At 36.1% G+C, this 22,550-nt stretch carries 9 protein-coding genes, 1 tRNA gene and 1 pseudogene; 1 reads left to right on the top strand and 10 read right to left on the bottom strand.

The genetic code is table 11. The features are described from left to right. Nucleotides 1-147: 147 nt before the first annotated feature. Nucleotides 148-2,934, bottom strand: a complete 2,787-nt coding sequence (leuS, locus tag ACT29I_RS07265) for a leucine--tRNA ligase (protein WP_444793088.1) — start codon at nucleotides 2,932-2,934, stop codon at nucleotides 148-150. Nucleotides 2,935-3,877: 943 nt separating this feature from the next. Next, on the bottom strand, nucleotides 3,878-5,086 hold the full coding sequence (locus ACT29I_RS07260; protein ID WP_444793087.1) for a glycosyltransferase: 1,209 nt from the start codon (nucleotides 5,084-5,086) through the stop codon (nucleotides 3,878-3,880). A gap of 510 nt (nucleotides 5,087-5,596) precedes the next feature. Here ACT29I_RS07260 and ACT29I_RS07255 point away from each other — a divergent pair. Beyond that, a tRNA-Arg gene (locus ACT29I_RS07255) sits at nucleotides 5,597-5,671 on the top strand. Nucleotides 5,672-6,401: 730 nt separating this feature from the next. Here ACT29I_RS07255 and ACT29I_RS07250 read toward each other — a convergent pair. The 8 genes and pseudogenes from ACT29I_RS07250 to ACT29I_RS07215 form a co-directional block, all read right to left on the bottom strand. Further along, nucleotides 6,402-7,235 (bottom strand): annotated as a pseudogene (locus tag ACT29I_RS07250) (recombinase family protein); the annotation flags it as partial. 60 nt (nucleotides 7,236-7,295) lie between these two features. Continuing rightward, nucleotides 7,296-7,499 (bottom strand): hypothetical protein, encoded by a 204-nt coding sequence (locus ACT29I_RS07245; RefSeq protein ID WP_444793086.1) that lies wholly within the window; start codon nucleotides 7,497-7,499, stop codon nucleotides 7,296-7,298. Nucleotides 7,500-7,771: 272 nt separating this feature from the next. Continuing rightward, complete coding sequence (locus tag ACT29I_RS07240) at nucleotides 7,772-8,788, bottom strand: nucleotidyl transferase AbiEii/AbiGii toxin family protein (RefSeq protein WP_444793085.1); 1,017 nt, start codon at nucleotides 8,786-8,788, stop codon at nucleotides 7,772-7,774. Continuing rightward, the gene (locus ACT29I_RS07235) at nucleotides 8,781-9,395 is read right to left on the bottom strand and encodes a DUF6088 family protein (RefSeq protein ID WP_444793084.1); all 615 of its coding nucleotides are present in this window, start codon (nucleotides 9,393-9,395) and stop codon (nucleotides 8,781-8,783) included. Before ACT29I_RS07235 ends, ACT29I_RS07240 begins: the two co-directional genes overlap by 8 nt. Before the next feature lie 272 nt (nucleotides 9,396-9,667). Then, nucleotides 9,668-13,195 carry an SNF2-related protein gene (locus tag ACT29I_RS07230; protein WP_444793083.1) on the bottom strand — a complete coding sequence of 1,176 codons (3,528 nt, stop codon included), beginning with the start codon at nucleotides 13,193-13,195 and terminating at the stop codon, nucleotides 9,668-9,670. A 23-nt stretch (nucleotides 13,196-13,218) separates the two neighbouring features. Continuing rightward, nucleotides 13,219-14,118 (bottom strand): helix-turn-helix transcriptional regulator, encoded by a 900-nt coding sequence (locus ACT29I_RS07225; protein WP_444793082.1) that lies wholly within the window; start codon nucleotides 14,116-14,118, stop codon nucleotides 13,219-13,221. 1 nt (nucleotide 14,119) lies between these two features. Continuing rightward, nucleotides 14,120-16,210 (bottom strand): UvrD-helicase domain-containing protein, encoded by a 2,091-nt coding sequence (locus tag ACT29I_RS07220; protein ID WP_444793081.1) that lies wholly within the window; start codon nucleotides 16,208-16,210, stop codon nucleotides 14,120-14,122. A 49-nt stretch (nucleotides 16,211-16,259) separates the two neighbouring features. Beyond that, nucleotides 16,260-22,550, bottom strand: a complete 6,291-nt coding sequence (locus tag ACT29I_RS07215; RefSeq protein WP_444793080.1) for a DEAD/DEAH box helicase — start codon at nucleotides 22,548-22,550, stop codon at nucleotides 16,260-16,262.

Here is a 22,550-nt window from a genome sequence, read left to right as displayed (position 1 = left end):
TTTGTTTGGAACAATTTAAAATGTAATACGTGCCAACTTTGTAAAACGGGAATTTTCTAAGGCATATTGCAGGCGTAAGGCAACCCCATAATACGATGAAAGGCCGGCTGAATGAGCCGACCTTTCATACAAGTTTGATTTAAAATATTAGCCTACTACCACATTGATTATTTTCCTGGGAACAATAATCATTTTTTTCACTGTTTTTCCTTCCAGCCATTTTTGAGCGCTCTCGTGCTTTTTGACGGCATCCTCAATTACATCATTGGCTGCATCTGCCGGCATGTCAAGTTTAAAGCGCATTTTGCCGTTAAACGAAACGGGATAGCTGAAAGTGGACTCCACCAAATGAGCCGGTTCAAATAGCGGCCATTGTGCATCGCATACCGTTTCTGTTTTCCCTAGTTTTTCCCATAACTCTTCACTCATGTGCGGTGCAAAGGGAGCAAGTAAAACGGTCAGTGGTTCTAATATTTCACGTTTATTACACTTTAAGGTACCTAATTCGTTAACGCAAATCATAAAGGCACTTACGCAGGTATTAAACGAGAATTTCTCAATATCGTCGCTAATCTTCTTAATGGTTTTGTGAAGAACCTTGAGCTCATCTTTTGTTGCTTTTTCATCGGAGACTTCCAACTTGTGGTCAGCATTAAAGAATAAGCGCCATGTTTTACGCAAGAACTTGTGAACACCGTCTATACCATTTGTGTCCCATGGCTTGCTTTGTTCCAGCGGCCCCAGGAACATTTCGTACAAGCGCAATGTGTCTGCTCCGTACTCTGCAATAATATCATCCGGGTTAACCACGTTAAACATGGATTTTGACATTTTTTCTACTGCCCAACCACAAATGTATTTTCCATCTTCCAATATAAATTCTGCATCTTTATATTCCGGATTCCAGCTTTTGAATTTCTCAATATCTAACACATCGTTACTAACAATGTTTACATCAACGTGGATAGCAGTTGTTTTGTATTCGCCTTTTTTATTAAGGGAGACAAATTTGTTGGTTCCGTTGATTCTATAAACAAAGTTCGAACGGCCTTGAATCATTCCCTGGTTAATCAATTTTTTATAGGGCTCATCTTTGACAACATGCCCCATGTCGTATAAAAACTTGTTCCAGAAACGAGAGTAAATTAAGTGTCCGGTTGCATGCTCGGTACCCCCAATATATAAATCTACATCTTGCCAATATTCGTTGGCTTCTGTACCAACTAATGCCTTGTCATTTTTAGGATCCATGTATCGCAGGTAATAGGCCGATGATCCTGCAAAGCCGGGCATAGTATTTACTTCCAGCGGATACGTGTTTTTATAAACCCAGTTTTTGGCACGTGCCAATGGTGGTTCGCCTTTTTCTGTAGGCAGGAATTTATCTATTTCGGGTAATTCCAGGGGCAAGTCGGATTCACTGACCATTTGTGGCATGTCATCTTTATAATAAACCGGGAATGGCTCGCCCCAATAGCGTTGACGACTGAAAATAGCATCGCGCAGTCGATAGTTGGTCTGTACATCACCTACTTGTTGTTCCCTGATGTATTCTTTTGTTTTTGCAATGGCTTCAGGTACACTTAGTTCATTTAAGAAACCCGAATTAACCATGGTTCCGGCTTTGGAATCTATAGAATCTTCCCATGTTGCTGGATCGGTAGCTTCTTCTCCTTCAGGAACAACTACCTGTAAAATGGGCAGATGGAAGTGTTTAGCAAAAGCAAAGTCGCGAGAATCGTGCGCGGGGACAGCCATTATTGCACCTGTGCCGTATCCGGCCAATACATAGTCGCCAATCCAAACAGGAATTTCTTCGCCCGATAATGGGTTGATGGCGTAGGAGCCCGAGAATACCCCGGTTACCTTTTTAACTTCAGCCTGGCGTTCGCGTTCGGTTCTTTTTTGGGTTTCTGATATGTAAGCATCCACTTCAGCTCTTTGCTCAGGTGTGGTAAGCTGATCTACTAATTCGCTTTCCGGGGCTAATACCATAAACGTAACTCCAAATACAGTATCAGCCCGTGTGGTAAAGATATCCATTTCTACATCGGAATCTTTTACCTTAAATTTCATTTCGGCACCTTCGCTCTTGCCAATCCAATTACGTTGGATCTCTTTTAATGAGTCTGTCCAGTCCACATGGTTTAATCCATCCAATAACCTTTCGGAATAAGCGGATACGCGTAACAGCCATTGGCGCATCACCTTTTGTTCAACCTGGTGGCCACCTCGTACCGAGATTCCTTCCTTCACTTCGTCGTTGGCCAAAACCGTACCTAAAGCAGGACACCAATTAACCATGGTGTCGGCTAAGTAGGCCAATCGGTAGTTCAACAATATTTCTTGTTGTTCTTTGTCCGTTTTAGATTTCCATTCAGCCGCCGTGAATACCAATTTTTCTGTGCACGCCAAATCCAAACCTTCCGTACCAACAGCATTAAAGGCTTCTATCAATTCTGATATTGGAGCTGCTTTTTTGGCCTGGTTACAGTAATAACTGTTGAACATTTGGATAAACGCCCATTGCGTCCAATGGTAGTAATCCGGATCGCAAGTTTTAATTTCCCGGTCCCAATCGTAGCAAAAACCAATTTTATCCAACTGCTCACGATATCGGTTTAAGTTTTTCTCCGTAGTGATAGCCGGGTGCTGACCGGTTTGTATGGCGTATTGCTCGGCAGGCAAACCATAGGCATCGTAGCCCATAGGGTGCAACACGTTAAAACCATTCAGTCTTTTAAAACGACTGTAAATGTCAGAAGCAATATAACCCAGCGGGTGACCAACGTGTAATCCGGCTCCCGAAGGGTAAGGAAACATGTCCAAAACATAAAATTTAGGACGGTCTTTATCAATTTCCACTTTGTAGGTCTTGTCACTTACCCATTGTTTCTGCCATTTTTCTTCAATGGCTTTAAAATTGTAATCCATTTTATACCTGTATGTATTTAGTACTTTTTCAAATTTTGATAAGCTCAATAAACGAGATTGCGAAATTAAGAAATCTTTTACAAAATAGTAGTTGAGATTGGAATTAAGCTGCAATAATCAATTAAGAGGTAAAGTCTTGTTGGCTAGAAAAAATCTTTTACAAAAAATATCCTTACTGACCTACTAAGTATTATTTCGTCTATCGTATTGATCAGAATAGCAAGAGATTTAACCCGGATTATGCATTAGAACTTCGTCGTGAACATTGAAAGTGCAATCTTACTAGGTTTTCATCGTTATGGTGAGTTGAAGTGAAGCAGCGGAGTGTCTTGTTTTGAAACAATTTCAATGTGTAATAGATTATCTAATGTATATTGGGTTTAAACGAGTAAGCATGCTGTCTGGGTAATTAATCCACCTTCATGCAAAAGCGTTAAAAAATCAGTAATCGAAGCGTTAAGAAAGATTTTTTGCGATAAGTGAGTGTAATATTATGCTTGTTTAGGTATTATCGAACGGAGCAAAAATCAATAAAAGTAAGAGCTGTTTGAACGCAGTGAGCCTGCCTGGCCGGTAGGCAGATTCCTTCCTTGTAGCAAAGAGCACTGATTTTTAGCTTTTTCATGTCTGCGGCGCCGCAAATGGCAGTGCAATTTGTATTTCGTTGGCAGCTAAGGCTATTGTAGCGTAGCTGAAATCATAACCACCGTTGAGATATAAAAAACTGAGGTGAACTAATAATGAAAAGCCCGTCGGCTTGAGACAAACGAGCTTTAGGTTATTAGGAGCGTTTTATTGTCGGACACTAACGAAAAAATATAATGCTTGTTTGCTTACACATAACCGTTACACAAATAATACTGCAATTGAAACAGTAACCTTGTTAAGTGACTGGAATTAAGTAAAGAAAGCAACAGTATTCCGTAAAATGGAAATTTCAGGATTATTTTAATACATCGTGCATCAGAATCAGATAGTCTTTCAACAAACGAGGTAATAAAAATTTACGTTTAATATTATCCCGGGCACTTTTCCCAATCATTTCGCTGAGTTTTTTGTTTTGCATCAGCTCTATGATACAATCCGCAAAGCCTTGGCAATCATTTGGATCAAAGAGAAAACCATTTTCCCCATCGTCTATTTGAACGGGAATACCGCCAACGTTTGATGCCACAACAGGAGTACCTTTCCACATGGCTTCCGTTACACACAAACAAAAACCTTCCCGCAAGGATTTTTGTATGACAACATCAGAGTACCTCTGAACTGCATTTACAAGGTAGTCATTGTTTCCTAATACGAACAATATATCATCTTTAAAAGGTAAGTTTTTAACCGAATGTTTGATTCGGTTAAAGATATCTACACCTTCCGGATCATCGGTAGCCAAGTTATACATGTATAGCAATCTACAGTCAATGCGTTTTTTTACTAATTCAAATATATTCAGTACACCTTCGGGGTCTTTCCATTTATCCATCCTTGAAACCTGTGAAATAATGGGTTTGTCAGTAGGTATGCCGGCATCTTTCAGTATTTTTTTGCAGCGTAGCTCGGATAATTCTATGTTTTTAGGTGCCAGCGGATCAATGGCCGGATGGATTATTCGTTGTTCTACCGGGATATCCTTTTTTTTGTATTTTTCGGCGGAAACAATCATTACATCATAACGAAGAATAAATGGTTTAATAAATTCCCAGTACTCAGGATTCGGATGTGTAATGTCAATATGGCATCGCCAGATCCATGGTTGACTTTTTTTTATATACTTGATTAATGAAAGCGGTTGGGGGTCATGGATAACTATGCAGTCATGGTCAAAATGAGTGTATGTGGCAAAGTTTGAATTCACATTTAAATAATTGCGTTTGTCCTCCTCGTGCAAAATATCCATGGAACCTTGTAAGCCATTATGCATTTTTTTTGTGATATTGTAGAATTCAAGATTACCATGTAAAACGCGCCACCCTGTATCCAATCCAATGTCATTCGATAAGGGGACAAGGTTATTAAGGATTTCTGCCACCCCGCCACCAATAAAAGTAGAATTAACATGTAACAAGTGTTTCTCGTATAGCCTGGAGGCCAATTGATAAATCTCATATACCTCTTTTTCCCCTACAATAGGTAAATAATCTTCCATTTGTTTCATGGCAAAAATGCTTTAAGTAATGTTTTATATACAAAGGAATACAGTTGTGATTCGCTATATATGATCCTGAAGATTTTGGGCTAGCTAAAATTTAACGAATATTAGGGAGGAATGCAAAAAAAATGAAATGGATCAAGGATTGATGGACTTAAATATTTGAATGTAACCTATCGCAACCTTACATCAATAGAATGATAAACCCGCCATATGCATTAGAAACACTGTTGCGCAATTCAACTACTGGAAAACATGGCGTTTCACTGAGTTGCTTCAACCGACCCGATCGTTGCTATGCCTCGTGTCGGCAACACCTTCTTTTATATTGTTTTAATTGCTCATTATGTACCTCTAATATATCATCCTGGTAAAAGACAAAATAAAATTGCACTGTCAAATCTAAATGCATGCTATAACTTCAGTATTATCTTGATAATTGAAAACTTTTTATAAATTTGCACGACTTTGTTGGAATACGTATGGTTTTCATATCATATATGATTAACTATATTGGGCCCCTTAGTTCAACGGATAGAATACTGGATTCCGGTTCCAGCGATATGGGTTCGAATCCCGTAGGGGTCACCAGAGCGGGGATTTTGTCAGTTTTGATGAAATCCCTTTTTTTATGCCCTTCTGTGTACCTTGCCAGCTCAGGGATTAGAGAGAAAAAAGAATTTACACGTGGGGTTCGAACTTGGTTGTTTTCGTGATTGTAGTAAATTCCTTCGGGGAATAGCAAGTTTTGGAATACTTTCTTACTGTCAATACTTAGTGATTCCCACATATTCAGCAAATTAGAACTTATTTTGGTGACAAATTTCAGTGCATTATTGAGGTTCGAACTATAATTCCCTGTTGCATTTAATTCTTGCTCAATTTCGACAATTTCTTTCTCGAATTTCGGCTTAAACTTATCATATAAGGAACGGTCTATTTCTCCAATAACAAATCTTTCTTCGATTGCATCCAGTTTCTTTAGTACCTCACTTCTTTGTGCTTTAAGCTTTTTAGAATCTTCACTTTTCGATTTGAAAAACACATTCATCTGTTCTGATAGTACTACCTTGATTACTTCTTGCTCATCTTTGTCGATATGAAAAGCAGAAACTAAATTCTGAAACATCTGATGCAATGATTTGGCACTTTTATTCACTCTGCAACCTTTCGTTCTGCATTTGTAATAGTATATGCCTTTTTTCTTTACTAAATATCCTGTCATTGGTGTTCCACATTTCTCACACTTGGTAAATACCTTTAATGGTAAGTTCTCGTTGTCTTTGTCATGTACAAAGCCATGAACCCTATTTTCCTGGCGAATATTATTTACTTGTAAAAACAAATCACGAGTTACCAAGGGTTCATGCCGCCCCTCAATAACCTCACCCGGTAGCATTTTGCTTGTAATTAAACCACAGTAAAACGGATTTGTAAATAGGTTGTGTAATCTTTTTTCAGAAATATCAACGCCCAATGTTTTTAATTTTCGCGATATTTCTGCGTTAGGAGTTTGTTTATATGCTTTCCATTCAAAAGCCTTCTTTAATATTTTACCTTCAGCATTCACTACTAAATTACGCTCAGTTGCTTTTCCTTTATTAAGGTCAGTATAACCTCTTGGAGCAGCCCAAACCCAATGACCTTTCATTAACAGTTCTTTCATTCCGGTTACCACTTTATCTCGTCTCAACTCATTGTCCATCTGACCGAAAAGAAACATTATATTTTGCTGAAATGCACCTGAAGGAGTTGTTGGGTCAAGTTCCTGAGTTACAGCTAATGTTATAATACCATGCTTTTTAAGCAAATCATTGGCAATGGAAGCTCCATTGATGCCAGAACGAGAGAAGCGTTCATAAGAATATACGATAACGTAATTGATGCTTTTTGAGCGTTTTAAAAAGGTGAGCATACGGTTAAATTCTTTTCGGTCATCGGTTTTAGCAGATTCGTACGTTCCACCAAAATAACCGACAATATTTAGCCCTCTTTTTCCTGCAAAATTTTCACAATATTTTTTTTGAGAACTAAGACTTGTATTATCCTCTTGGTCTGCCGACGATACTCTTGTATAAATCACGGCATTATTACCTTCCTTGAATTTTTTAGGGACTTTCGGTGCAAATTGTTGAAAAAGGGATAAATTGCTCATAAACTTCGTTTTTAGACTTACTCTCTACAAATATACTGATTCCCTGGATTTTACATAACCCTATAGCTCTTGCTCTACAACTTCTTCCTTTGATAAGGACTCAAGAATCAATAAAGAAAAGGTTTCAGCGCAATCAAAAAGGTCATTGTAATCCTGTTCTGTAATATCCTTGTATTTATTTCTTCTTTGCAGTTCCCCTATAGAAAGGCGTTGTTTTGCCCTCTGAGTAGCTTCTTGAATAGTATGTGAATCTGGTTTTTGCATAATTATTTTAAGAATTATGCTGTAAACCTATGTAACTTGAAGTGTGTAGATTGGCTTGTTAATGGTTGTTTTGTTTGTTTTTGGCTGGATGTAGTTATTTTTTGTTATTTGTAAGTGAAAATGCTTTAAATAAGGGCAATAACTCCAAATGTGGTTTGCATTTATTATCTGCGGTTATTATTAATTTCAGTATCAACATTATGAATAGATACAGCAAACCATTCCGCTGTTTTCTTTCTTTAATATAGTTTGATAAAGATTTCATCCATTTATTAGAATCTAACATTCATTTTCCACGAAAGCGAATTAATCTTTTCATTAAGTCCTTGCAATGAACTTATAAGCTCTGAAAATTCAGGAGAATCTCCATGTATCATTTGCTCTCGCATGATTTTATAATCTGCTTCCCATGCAGGAAGCAATTCTTCCGGAGGAATAAAATCAATTGTTTGGGGTTGGTGTAAATTATAATCCACACCACCTAATTTAGTAAAACTATGTCTGTGTTTTACAATTGTTTCGTAAAGTTCTTTGTTTTCAAGAGCTTTGTCCATATGCTCTGTTTTTGATATTTGATGAATATCGTACAAATGCCTACTTAATCTGTCAACCCTTATTTTTTCTTTCGGACGTTGAAATTCCTCATGCAACAAAAACATTTTTTCCAGAAACGTACGCTCAGGTAGAACAGAAGGTATTTGTACTGGCCTTTGAGCAAACACTGCCTCTGGATAGGATTCATCAACCAAAGAAATAATTGAGTTATCCTCAAAAGGCTCTCTTAAAGAGCGACAACCAATTTCTATTTGAACCCTGGGCTGAATATAACCTGGTGTTACTATCACATTGGGATAATACACACTTATAATAACAGGGTCTTGGTCACTTGTAACTATTTCTTCCGGCTCAATACGGACACCTGTTAATCCTTTTGCTTTAAAAGCTTCCTGTAGTTCTGGGTATAGTTTCTCTATAATATATGAATTAGCTGTTTTACGGAGATTAGTCCTTTGTTTTTTACCTAATTCGCCTTCAAAACCAAAGAAAGTACGGTTAACGGCTAAGTCAATATCCTCACTAAATCTCTCTATTATTGCCCATGACTTGCTAAGTGAAGTACCCCCTTTAAATACCAAGTGTTCTCCAATTTCCAACTCAAATAAAATGGAAAGTGTTTGAACAACCCACCAATCTTTTTCAACTGCAAATGCAGGAAGGTTGGTCTTTTCCCAAATCTGATTGTATGCTACCTGTTTGTCTGCATCCGGAACACTATGCCATCTATTCATAATCTTCTTTTTTTAAGGCTTTTCTCATAATAATTCGTATCCACTCCGGGGCTAGTTTTATATCGTGTTCTAAACGATGCTGCTCTTCTTTTTCTAATTGTTTTAGTACAATCTTTATTTCATCATCAGTTGCATTATCTTTTCCTATTTCTTTAAGTGCTTGTATGACTAGGCTACTAATAGCTCCAATCGTAGCAAGGTTTTTAGGAGAAGTTTTCTTGAATTTTATCGTTCGTTGCCCAATTTTAATAATCCGGGCAGAACCATCTGTCAGATAAACAATTTTTAATGGTACTTGAGTTGATAAACCAAGGGCATTTAATGCTAAAACTCCGGTAGGAACAATGCGAGCTTTATCTCTTTTAGCTATTGCTTTTGCTATTTCTTCAACAGTTGGCTGAATCTCCCCAAACATTTCATGTTTCTTTAAGCGTGCATACATACCTCTGGCTACTCTGGATATTTCATCTCTCATAACAAGTCGCTCCAAAGCTTTCCCTACTGCTTTCGACGAACCAAAGCGTAAAAAATCATCCACAAAAAACACCGAACCCCTCTTGGCTTTTTTTATTTTTTCAATTATATGTATTTCAGTTGTTTCAAGCATCTATGATGTATTTTTATGTCGCAAATTTAGTAAATATTTGCGACAATATCGTAGTTGTAATGCTTAATTGTAATTTGAAATCCCGGTTACTAAACTACAAACAACCTTTACGTTTCAATATTTGGCTTTTATGTTCTTATAATCAGAGTTGTAAATAATAATTATCGGTCTTGAAATTTCACATATATAGAATAAATTTGTGAAATTAATGTCGCAAATTTGGTGGATATTTGCGACAAAGCCATTCCTTACAAACACTCAGGCACTCAGCCTTAATCATTCATGCTAACAAGGTTTTTAAGCTCTGTGTTAGACAAGTCTCCAATCCATTTCTCACCTGCTGAAACGGTTAAATCAGCCAGGTGTTTTTTATCCAGGAGCATTTCGTTAATCTTTTCTTCAAAAGTTCCCTTGGAAATCATGCGATGTACCAATACATTTTTTTGTTGACCAATACGAAAAGCCCTGTCGGTAGCTTGTGCTTCAACAGCTGGATTCCACCACAAATCGTAATGGATAACATGATTAGCTGCGGTTAAATTTAATCCTGTACCACCGGCTTTTATGGATAGAATGAAGATTTTTTTATGCTTTTTAGTCTGAAAATCTTCAACCAAAGCATCTCTTTTCTGACGAGAGATACCACCATGCAGGAACAAAGGTTTACTATCAAAAACATCTTCTAATATACGTACAAGAATTGCCCCCATTTCTTTGTATTGGGTAAATATCAGTACTTTTTCATCATTCTCGTAAATGGAACGAAGCAACTGAATCAACATCTCCGTTTTTCCTGATAATTCTATACGGTCATCTTCTTTCTTTAAGAATTGTGACGGGTGATTACATACCTGTTTTAATGCTGTCATCATTTTAAGCACCAGCCCTTTTCTTTCGATGGAGTCTTCTTCTGCATTTTCAAGCGTTTTCATCATCGAATCGACTACATTTTGATAAAGTGCTGTTTGTTCTTTTGCAAGTTCCACAAAACAATCATGCTCAATTTTTTCGGGTAAATCCGATATGATTAATTTATCGGTTTTTAACCTTCTAAGAATGAAAGGTTCTGTTATTTTTCTAAACCTTTCCAGTTGTTCCTCATTATTGTCATTCTCGATAGGTGAGGCAAAAGCTTTCTTGAAATACTTTGCTGAACCCAGGTAGCCCTTATTAACGAAATCAAACAAACTCCAATATTCACTTAACCTGTTTTCAACAGGAGTTCCACTCATAGCGATTTTAACATCGGCTTTTAATTTTTTAACTGCTTTTGTTTGTTCCGTTCCCGGATTCTTTATGTTTTGTGCTTCGTCAATTGCCAATACTTCCCACTTAATCTTTTGAAATTTAGATGCATCGCTACGCAACATTCCATAGGAAGTAATTACCAAATCGCATTCATCGGTTTTAAATTCTCGTTTTGCACCATGATATATATGAGGTAACAATTGCGGTGCAAATCGTTCAATCTCCTTCTGCCAGTTAGTAATCAATGTTGTAGGAACAACAACCAATGCTTTCTTCTTATTTAAGCGACCTTCTTTTTTGAATTGCAGTAATAAACTAATGACTTGCAATGTTTTTCCAAGTCCCATATCATCAGCAATAATGCTTCCAAAGCCTACCTTACTATTGTTGTATAGCCATTGGTATCCACGTTCCTGGTATGGACGCAATGTTGCATTCAATTCGGCAGGAGTTGCAATTCTGTCGCTTTGTAATAATTCATTTATCAATTGTCTTGCAGTATCTGAAAGCGATATTTTTGCTTCCTGATACTCCTCAGTCAAAGCAGACTGGAGCAATTCCGCATGAGAGAGCTGCTTATCTTCGTCAAGATTAGCGAGCAAGGTTGCCACTTCTTTTTGGTCAATTAGCACATATTCTCCCTTAATATTTACCACACCCGATGTGCCGTCAACCAACTTTTTAAATTCACTTACCGGAATGGTTTTGTCGCCAATAGCTATTTGCCATTCAAATTGCAGCATTTCGTTAAGGTTAAGATAACTTTTGCCGGACGAGTTTGAATTGTTGCTTTCTAATTTTAAAGATGCTTTAGGGCGAGCCAGGCTCTTAAGTGAGTTAGGCAATAAAATACGGATGCCCAACAATTTTACTACAGGCAAGATGTTTAGTAAAACTTCGGCAAAAGTATCTGAATCAAAGAATAGCTGTTCTTTACCCGAGGATGATATTAATGGATTTATTGCAGTAAAATCATGCGATAAACTTGCCAGTGCTTGAAATAATGATGTCTTAAATTTATTGTATGTTTTATCTTTAATGAAATCAGCAAGTGATATTGGTTCCTGAATTGAATCCTTACGGTTTTCAACCCAAAGTTGAAATTCAAAGTTGTTTTCATCTGGATTATCATCAATTTTAATAAGTGGTACGTATGGCTTTTCGCTAATGTAAAAACGTTGCAAATATTGATGTATGGCTTCTGGTATTTGTTTTTCACCAAGCTGATTAAAAGTATAGCATTCATTCCTGAAGAATAATTGTTCAATTTTTGTTTCTAAATACTGCGTTGCTCTTGCTTGAACGGAACTATTCTCTTTTATATAGTGACTTAAGAAAAGTGACACGATGGTAATGGATTGTTCTCGAAACGATAAGTATTTTTGCTTTTTTGCACTAACCGACACTTTAACCAATGTCGGAGAAATACTTTGTTCAAGTGCTTCAAGTAAAGCATTAACTTCTTCGTTTATTATAGCCGGAATCCATCTTATTACATACGTGTCTTTTTTTATTGCTAATATTTGAGGCAAATAAGCTCCACATTCGGCAAGTTTAACGCTTAAATGCCAGGCTCTGTACAAGGTTTTTAAACCCGGTGATAATCGTTGTTCATATTTTTTCGGCAATCTTGCCAGGAAGTTAATCAAGGAATCTATTCCATCGTCAGCTGCATTAAAAACCAAATCTCCTTTATCGGAATTGAAGCTTATTTTTTGGAAAGAGCAATCGTGATTAACAAATAACTCCCCCTTTTCAATGCTTTCAAAAACTTTTGGCTCGAACTCCACAACCTCTTTATCCAATAAGGATTTGGCATGACGGGCAAGAGCTTTGTAGTTTTTCCTGAGCAAGGGTACAAAAGGTTTATCGTAAAAAATACTTTTCGCTTCAAGCAACGACAAAAGATTTTCTGTTTGAGGTGTTACTTTTGACAAATCAAAGTGTACATCATTTACTTCTGCTACGTTAAGGTTTTCCGATGGATTATCCTGAATCATTTGTTGAAAAACCGGAATATCCATTTCACTTTCAAGGGTCATTCCGGTTTTGGTTAACTCATTTAATATGTCTAAACCATGTAGCTGAAAAATAAGGAAGGGGTTTCTGTCAATTTCGGCCGAAATCATATAAATAACCGATGCTAAATGTTTGCAGGGGACAGCCCAATCGGGGCATGAGCATTGCATGTTGAAATCAGACCACTTATTGGGGAATACAGCTATATTATGTGTTTTTGCTATTTCGTTTAATTCATGTGGCAATTTCCGGTTAAGTAAATTAGAGAGCAACAAAGGGTCTTTACTAATGGCTTGTATTAACTTTTTCTTCTCGGTATCGGAAAACATTGGTACTGTAACCTGAACCGAGTAGGGTGTTCGACGGCTTCCTTTAACTTTAGCTTCAATGTTGTTATTTACTGTATTAATGGATGCTACATATCCATTACGAGCATAACTTCTACCTCTGGGTAATCTGTTTGAATAGTCAATATCTGTAAGTGCTTTTAGGAAGTGTTCTCCCCACCACGTTTGTCCAAATTGCTGTGCCATTGGTTAAAAGGTTTTTAGCTATTTTAAAAACTCAGTTTTGATATTTTTGAGTTCAGGTAATCTTTAAAAGCTTGTGGATATACAACCTCTATTTCCCCGGGTAATCCCAACACAAACCTACCAACGCCAATGAAGTTACCTACATCAGTTGTAAGTATGTATTTGTGGTCATCAGATTCTTTGATATTTTTTTCACTTAAAGGAAACTCTTCAACAAGTAGGTTGTAAGCCAGCATTGATAATTTTAATTGTATAGCAATTGGTTCAAAGCTTTGCATTCTAAAAATATCGGTTATGCCTTTGTGATGTTTTGGTTTGTATTGCCAGCATTCATCGGTTACAACAACTTCTTTAATTCTTGCTGTTTTAAATATCTTGTTGCTTTGGTCTTCGGTATCATAACACCAAATGCCCATATAATTCACAGTAAAATCAATAGGTTCAACCAACCTGTCACGGATATTATTGCTGTGACCTGACTTATATTCTTTTAAAACAACCTGTTTTTGTTGCTTTATTGCCTGAATTACATTGAAGATATTATCGGTTTCTTCTTTTTTAGATATGGCATGAATAACCCGGTCAAAATCATACAAGCTATATAGCTTCTTTGCAAGCTTGTCCTTTAATTCAGAACCATCTTCGATAGAATGAATAGCCTTACCCAAAATAAACGCTTCTTCTTCGGTAAAATGAAGTAGTTGGCTAATGTCTTTAGCCGAGGAATCGTCTTTATTAATTTTAAAATATCCGTTCTTGTTCTCAATCACGAAACCAACTTGTTTAAATGTATCGAAATAACGATATACAGTTCTTGGAGAAACATCGAAACGTTCGGATATTTCCTGAATCGTTCTGCCATACTTACAATCAAGCATTAACAGAATCTCCAACATTTTTTGAAACTTCGCTTGTTCTGCCATTTTAGTCAACCTTAATTGATTCAGATTTATTTCCTATTCCTGAAATAGTAACATTCTCAATAGCCCTAGAAACAGCCACATAGAGTAGTGATTTTTCATTCTTCAAGTAATTTGCTTGCCATTCACTTTCCATCTCGTTAAAATTGTATGGCAACTTTGGTATTGTTCTGTCGTTGGCATCAACAATAAAAACATGTTTGAATTCCAGACCTTTCGTCTTATGAAATGTTAATAGAGCTAAAGAATCAGTGTTAACATTACTGTCGTTATTTGTATAGGGGATATTCTCCTTATGTAATATGTTTCTGAAATCTTTAAGAGCATCTTTCGTTCTTGCGCAAATTGCTAATTCACCATTTTGATAACCTTTGTCCTTTAGGTCTTTAAGACTATTAAGAACAAAATCAATTTCATCATTCTTGGTTTTAAAAATTTGGTATGTTGGCTTATTGCCATGAAATAAAGAAACATAGCCTCCTTTATTTTCTTCTTCACCATCAAAATTGTCATAGTGGCAATCTTGAATAACAGAAAAAGCCATTTTCTTAATTTCTTCGGTTGTTCGGTAATTAATTCTTAAACGTCTGCTTCTATTACCTCTTACATTAATACCTATTTTTGAGAAGTTAATATGCCTGTCATATATTTTTTGCATTGGGTCGCCAACCATGAATAAATCATTTGGTTTTTCAGCAACTAAACTTCTAACAAGTCTTAATTCAATATTTGAAAAATCTTGAAGTTCATCTACAAGACAATAATCGTAAGGGGTAATATTATTTTGAATTAAGTAATTATATAAAGCATTAAAGGTTTCATCCTTATAGTAAAGGTGTTTTTCCTTCTTTTGAGCCTTAAACTTTTCAATATACTCCCAAATTTCAGTTCGTTGTCTTCGGCTAATTGGTTTGCCACGTCCTTTTCTTGAGGTCTTGATATATTCACTAAGCGAACTGACATTATTATATAGAATAACGTCTTTATATTCTGATTCAAGGAACTCAGGTGAGTATTGGGTTAGTTCAGCGGAAATTAGTTCTTCCCATATCTCACTGGCACTTTTTACCGGGTTTAGCTCAAATGTTTTATAGTCTTCTTCAAGAATATTATACTTTGAAATTAAGCTGGCAACAATACTATCTATCGTTGAAACAGTAATATTACCTTCATTCATATCCAAACCTTTAATTAAATGGTTTAGATTGTCCGTTAAAGCATTTGTATAGGTAGTGAAAAGAATACTTTCCGATGATTTTTTTATTTGAGTCAGGTATTTTAATCTGTGAAGTGCAGCTACTGTTTTTCCTGTACCAGCTCCACCACTTACTTTTACTGAACCTTTAAAGTATCCATTCACTAATTTTCTTTGTGAGGGGTGCAGGTAATACTTCCATTTTTTTAAGTTCCCAGACAGTATCTCATTGAATAGATTATCATCTGTTAATTCAATGAAGCTTCTTTGGTTATTAATACTATTAACCTTAGCTTCAATTTCCTGTTCCTGTACTTTACCTTCCTCAATTTCATAAATAATATTGTCAATATCAGCTCCATCCATCAAGTAGAACAGATTTTCAAATACATCAGTTGGAATGAATTGTTCAAGTTCCTCTAAATCATCAATAGTATCAATTTTAATAATAGAAGGTAACAATACTTCCGGAACGCCAATCTTTAATAGTTTATCATTCCCAATTGTCGATAAAAATGGTTCAGATTTGTAGTTTACCTCCTTACTCTGCTGAACTTCCAATGTTTCCTCAGGGGCTGTAAACATTTGCATTGATTGGGTAGCATCATTCCATTGAAAAACTTTATTTGTAGCCCATTGGTAAGCTTCATCGTGATGGTCAACCCAAAGTAGGTAAAATATATCTCCGGATTCCGGAACTTTAATGATAGCACGATATGTTTGGTCAATACGTGCAGACCTTAATGATTTATCTTTAAAAGTTGAGATTGGTTCTAAATGGATTCCGGCCGATTTAGAGTTTTCCCTGAACTTTTTTTGAAAATCAATCACCTTTTTTTGAATCCCTTTCGGTAATAAAATCAAGGATTCAAAAAACTTATCGTAGAATAGTAGTTTCATATTGCAATGTTTAATTTCAATGGTAATATGTTTCTCGCTTGCGCTCGATTCATAATTCAATTTCTTTTAATTTATCTTCATCAACAACCTGATAGCCCTGCTTTATAAAAACAGATTCATCTTCAGTTGAAAATGGATTGATTACAAATTTTTCAGCTTGTATAATAAATTCAGCTTCGGCTAAAATATCACCGTTAGAATCGGTTAAACTATAAAGGGCTATTTCATCCTTCTCAGTCTGTAACTTACCTGATTTATATAATTTTTCAATTATTGGATGAAATGGAGTATTGAACTGACTTAGTATATCGTCCAAAATCAATTCCGATGTAAAATCACTTAAAACATCAGTTTCCTTATTTCTTCTATTTAATTTGAATAATTGAAGCAGGTTATAAATAATCCAGAATGCGTTCCAATTTTCTTTATTTATTTCTACATCATTAGTAATGTCAAATTCGGCAACTATTTCAGCCTTTTCAATATTGATTGCAGCTTTCAGATAGAACAATTCATTTGTGTCAATTAACAAAGAAGGTATCCATCCATCAAGAGTTCTGTTTGTTATGCAATAATTGTCTAGGCTCTCATTTTTTATTGCATCTGCAATATTGTCGGGAGCGAATGATGGAGAAAGTAATTTCTTTTGGAAAAATGACAGATATAAAGATGTATCCTTTTGATATTTAGTAATATCATTGGTTTGCTTCAACAATTCAATAAATCGGTTGAAGTTATTATTAAAGTTTCCGATACTGCTGTCTTCTCTGCGAACTGCTTTTAGTAAGGCAGTCTTTGTTTTGGTAAATTCATCGCTTTTTAGTCTCTCATCAAGAAAGTCACGTTTTTCAATGACTTCCGCATTATTTAATTCAGCATCAAATAATTCTATATCATCCCATGTTAGTGTCCAGGTTACATGATTGCTTGAATCTGCAATAGCATTACGTTTCTGAAAATCATTTACAAACCGATTATGCTCTTTTGATGCGTGAAACTGATAACCATCAAGATATACTGCTATTCTCGGAATTGCATAAAGGTCAGAAACAGGAGTGCCATTAACTTCATACTCGGTACATATCATTAAGAAGTCGGTTCGGGTATGAAATTCAATACCATCACTATGCCCAAGGTTTACTTGTGGTCGGATATGGTAACTGATTTTTTTATTTAAGGCTGTGTATGATAGTGTATAAGATATTATTCCATCATCATTGACTTCGTTAAGCTCCCATGAATCATTGACAATTGCCAATTTCTTTAAACTTCTTATAAATCTTTCTTCCAGTTCCGATTCTTCAATATTCCCGGTGTTGGTTAGGTTTCCAAGTCCATTAGGTTGATTCTCCCAATCTTCTGAACGTTTATAAATATCATTAAACCTCTTCTCAGCAAGAGAACGACTTAATTCTAATTGATAATATTGGTTTGAATAGGAGTAAATACAACGGTAACATCCATCTTTCCCTATAAGCTGACAATTACAATCTCTGATTTCTTCATAAGCAACTTTCAGAAGTTTACTGAACTCTTTTGCATCAAACAGTTTTTCTAAATAACCTGTACCGCCCGGAATGGAATCAAATAGCACCAGGTACTTATCAAATTTATTTGTGGTATGGTTGTATTCGCTGTAATCTGCAAGTCTTATATGCTGTGGGTTTCCTTTAAAGAATTTTTTCAACCCCAACTCAATCCCTGCACGGAACATCTTTAATTCCGATTCACTATTCAACTCCTGAACAGGCAACAATATTTTTAATGCCTCGGTATTTATTTCTCTAAAGAAAAATACTTCTTCAAATACATCATCTTCTGAACCTTCATAAGATTTATCCTTGTGCTTGCAGTAGGCGTAATGGAATTTATAGTTTCGTTGATAAATGTTTGAGGAACTTTTACCGCAATGCTTACAGGTAATAAAACCATGTGCAGGAACTTCTTCCTCATTAATTTTCACTTTTCGGGCGTTAACAATATCTTTTCTGCCAAGATTTCCTTCTGTGATTGAAACGTCTTTAATAAATTCAATTCCAAATGGTATTTCTTTCATTGCAAACGCTCCATAGGAAATAGACTTTTTAAAGTTAAAATGCCTTTGCACATTATAAACAATGCTATCTCTATCGTCTCCGCTATCGTTTAGTGTAGCATCGGATTGGTTGTTAAACGATTTAACCGATAGTAATTTAGCATAGGTATGTACATTGGATGAAGCTCCCCAAGATTCATGTCCACACTTAGGGCAGTTCCCTTTTTCTGCTGTATCAGCAATTTCAATATGGTCGCAATTTGAGCAGAATCGTTTTTTATGGAAATTCCCCTTGTCTGACCAATCGAATGTATTTATACCTGTAACAAGGAATCTATATCCTTGGGAATAAAAGAAATTATCAGGTGCAAATTCACGGATTGCCTGACTTGCAGAACGTACAATTTCAAAATCTTTATTTAAAGGCGGTTTGTTGCTTGCTATTGCTTTATTCCCTAGAACTTTTGCAGATAAGGTAACACCTGTTTCGGGGAAAGCATAATTTGGTAATGCCCCTACATTTGTTAAATGTTCCAGCGTATTCCTTTTCTTAATAGCCATTACAATTCCACCAAGGTTTTTCTTTTCTTTCTCCAGCTCAATTCTTTCAGGGTCTTCTTTACCCAATTTTAAATCCTTGATGCGGTTATCAATCTCTTTCTTGATGGATTGAATATTGGCTATTTCTTCCTTTAATTTTATAAATATCTGTTTGTGAAAATGATAAAAAGCATCATTGTTTAACTCGTATTTTAAGCTATCAAAAACAGTATCATTAACATCTTTTTTATAACCTTCTTTAAAGGCAGTAAACAGCTTATCCTCATTTACTTTAATATAGTTCAGAATCTTGTTCATAAAGAAGTCAGAGGAAAGCATATCGGTTGTTTCAATTCTCAAATATTTGAGGTTAACCGGAATGTTGTGATTTTTAGGATTTTCTTTTGTCCATGAATCTATACAGAATGCAAAGAAGTGTCTTTTTAGTATCTCTTTTGCCTCAATATAACAGCCGGGGGTACTTACTTCACCTGCCATCATATCCATAGGGTCGCTAAAGTAGAATAAATCGTGAGCCTGACTTTTAGCAAAATTTACAATGAGTGCTGAACCAGTTGACCTTCCTGCACGTCCGATACGCTGTAAAAAGTTCGATGGCAGAGGTGGAATAGAGTTGTTAAATGCTGTATTAAGGCTACCAATATCAATACCCATTTCGAGGGTACTGGTGGCTACCATAGCATTTTTAGAATTGAATCTAGGTCTCGTCTTAAAATCAATTTCTAAGAGTTCCCTTTGCTTTCTCTCTAATAACCCGGTATGGTCGGCAGCATAAATACGTGGCGACCTGTTTCTGTTGTAAACAAGCTGATAATAATTGTTTCCGTTGTTTTCCTTATTAATGGCATAAGTACCTTCACAACGATAGTTTAAGCATTTACCACCTGTTAGTTCACTATCTGTTTTAGCAGCATATACCTGATGTCCACACGAAGCACATTCGTATGTAGTTGCATTATTATTGACAAATATTTTGGCAGGATTTAATGCGTAATTTATCTGTTCGTCTTCATTTTTAACGTCAAGGATATTGGTTTCTGCCAAAGCTTCAATGAGAACTTTGTAGAATTCATTTACAATATCGGTGTAATTTGTAGCTTGAATGAAACTCTTTTTATAATACTGATGGAACCAGTTTGTTGTTCTGGCTTTTGTGCCATCAAGAAGTCCTCTTGCATCATTATTATAAGTTAGAAGCTTAGGTATTCTTGAACGTGGGTGGAACTTTTTATTTAGAAAGTGACGGTTGTCTTTCATCCAGTTTAAGTCCCATAATTTCAAATCACGTTCTCTAAATTTAGATAAGTAAATATGACTGATTGCTCCACGAGTTCTGATACGGTGCAACAATAAATCCAAAAACAATATAAAACTATCTTCATCAATAGTTCCCGATGGTTCATTAGCTTTTAGCCAGGGAGAAACAATTGCCCAAACCTTTTTTAAATCATCAACACTAAAACTAACTGCTGACGATACCGTTTTCTCCAATGTTCGACCAATAAGCGAATTGTAACCGAATTCAGCAAAGACTTCCCAAATAATACGCTCATCAAATTCATTTATAAAATGGGTATCGTATCTTCCATTTTCAGAATAATCTCTTGGTGATGATTTTCCAATATAATCTGTTGGATAAAAGCGATAATAATACGCATCTAAAGGAGCTTTGCCCGATTCATCGGAATGTTGCTTCCAATAATTAATAAAATGTTCTGACAGCTCGTTAAGTGGAACAGTCTTGTTTAAATCGTTGATAACCTTTTGCAGAGAAGAACGGAACGTAAAACGATAGTTACGAGCTTCAACAAAACCAGCCTGATGTGCTGCATCTTGAACAGAATTGGTAAAAGCAAGTACCTTTCTTTCTTTTTCAATTTGCTTATCAAGGTCGGTAGATAAGGTCTGACTAACAGCAATACTGCTTAATGTAGCTATACGAGTACCGATTATTGAAACCGTATTTCGGGTATTACATTCCGGGCAAACATGGTCGTTTTTACCGTTATTATCAAGCTTTCTAAAAGCTGTAATATCCGTTCTGCCTTCATCTGCCTGGTCATACAGTTCAAGATTTTTATTGTAGATATGTTTGTGAAACACATCACTTGCTTCGTATCCTGTTTTGGCAGCATCTAACTGAGAATGCCACGATGTTCTGTTTGCGAAATATATGTGCTTGTGATTAGAGAAAAATTTGGTGTAAACATCCTGAATATCTTTCTCAAATCGCTCTTTATTATCGTGCTTAATACCTAACCAACCACTTGCTCCGCAATCCCGACAAAACCATGGAGGAAGACCTAAATCTCCATTGGTCTGGTCAATATCTTCTTTCCATGCGAAAACAGGCTCTTGACTAACAACTCTCAGTAATCCGCTTAATTCACGTATCCATAATTGAGTTTGGGTGTATAAAAACGGTGACTTTCTTCCATTTTTAGGGTCAACTATTTTTGCCTCAGAGATGAGTGCAAAAAGCGATAGTATTAAAGCTTCTTTAGGGTTAAACTGATATTGTTCATCCCATTGAGGTGTTTTCTTAAAATCGTCATTAATATCCGACAGCTTTTGTTGAATGGCTGATAAAGTATGTATGCCTTTATCGGTATTAACCACATTAACAAGGTCTTTTACTATATTTAAGCGCAATAAATCGTTGGCTAAATTTGCTTTATCGCTTTGCCAAACATTTACCTGACGTTCTATATATTTTTCATAACCTTCGCCAGTTAACGGCTTTATGTCTCTTAATGCTTGCGCTCTAGGTACATACGTATCAAGTTCATCTGTACCAAAATACTCGTCAGTAGTAAGGCGGTTTTCTGTAATTATGCAATCAGGCTCAATTTTTTCTCCGAATATTTTTGAAGCATAATCAGACAATAATTTGGGTGCTTCTTCTCCTGAACCAATGGTTGCCGATGTACCAACAGGGCATAGATGGTTTTCAGGAATTGAGAGCTTTAACTTTAATCGTCTTATTAGGTTTGCAACGTCAGTTCCCTGCGCTCCATCGTAGGTGTGCAATTCATCCAATACAAGGAATTGAAGTAAAGTATTATCCTTATAATTACCCAACCATAAATCGTTGTAATTGCTTTTCATTAAGCCATAGTCCAACATTTTAAAGTTGGTTAGGAGAATATCGGGGGGAGAAGCTAGAATAGATTCCCTGTTTTCGATGATATGGTCAGCCCCCATTGTTTTAGGGTACTTTGCAGCATCTTTTCCTTCACCAATAAACAGCCCGGCAGATACTTTCCCTTTTATTCTTTCATCTTCATAAATAGCCTCTGCTAAACGCTTAGCTTGGTCAGTTGCCAAGGCATTCATTGGGTATAGAATAATTACCTTAATACCCTGACGGCTTAGATTACGGTAGCAATAATCCAAAACAGGATACATAAACGATTCGGTTTTACCTGAACCTGTTCCTGTGGTAATAATAGTTGGTTGTGCTTCCTGGTTTGCCGTACTTAATCTATGCCACGATTTTACCTGATGGTCATAAGGTAGCCAATCGGGTTTTATGGTAAGCGGAATATGCTGTTGGTCTTCCTCATTTGCTTTTACAAAGGGAAGTTTTAAGGATAAATACGAACCTTTAAATAATCCTTCTGTTGGATGATTAATGAACTTGTAAAATGCCTTATGCACCTCTTTATCCTGAAAGGTGAATGTTGCTTTCAGGTATGCAAGTATGGACTCCTTTATTTCAATTGCCTGGTTTAAACTAAGCAT

The organism is Saccharicrinis sp. GN24d3 (assembly GCF_052400645.1).
Taxonomy (GTDB): Bacteria; Bacteroidota; Bacteroidia; order Bacteroidales; family Marinilabiliaceae; genus Saccharicrinis.
The sequence above is the reverse complement of the archived record's forward strand: the minus strand, read 5'-3'. Positions and strand labels throughout refer to the sequence as shown.

Coding starts and splice junctions, on each gene's coding strand:
- ACT29I_RS07235 (WP_444793084.1), bottom strand. CDS start 9,395: ATGCTTGAAACAACTGAAATACATATAATTGAAAAAATAAAAAAAGCC.
- ACT29I_RS07230 (WP_444793083.1), bottom strand. CDS start 13,195: ATGGCACAGCAATTTGGACAAACGTGGTGGGGAGAACACTTCCTAAAA.
- ACT29I_RS07260 (WP_444793087.1), bottom strand. CDS start 5,086: ATGAAACAAATGGAAGATTATTTACCTATTGTAGGGGAAAAAGAGGTA.
- ACT29I_RS07225 (WP_444793082.1), bottom strand. CDS start 14,118: ATGGCAGAACAAGCGAAGTTTCAAAAAATGTTGGAGATTCTGTTAATG.
- ACT29I_RS07215 (WP_444793080.1), bottom strand. CDS start 22,550: ATGCTTAGTTTAAACCAGGCAATTGAAATAAAGGAGTCCATACTTGCA.
- ACT29I_RS07220 (WP_444793081.1), bottom strand. CDS start 16,210: ATGAAACTACTATTCTACGATAAGTTTTTTGAATCCTTGATTTTATTA.
- leuS (WP_444793088.1), bottom strand. CDS start 2,934: ATGGATTACAATTTTAAAGCCATTGAAGAAAAATGGCAGAAACAATGG.
- ACT29I_RS07245 (WP_444793086.1), bottom strand. CDS start 7,499: ATGCAAAAACCAGATTCACATACTATTCAAGAAGCTACTCAGAGGGCA.
- ACT29I_RS07240 (WP_444793085.1), bottom strand. CDS start 8,788: ATGAATAGATGGCATAGTGTTCCGGATGCAGACAAACAGGTAGCATAC.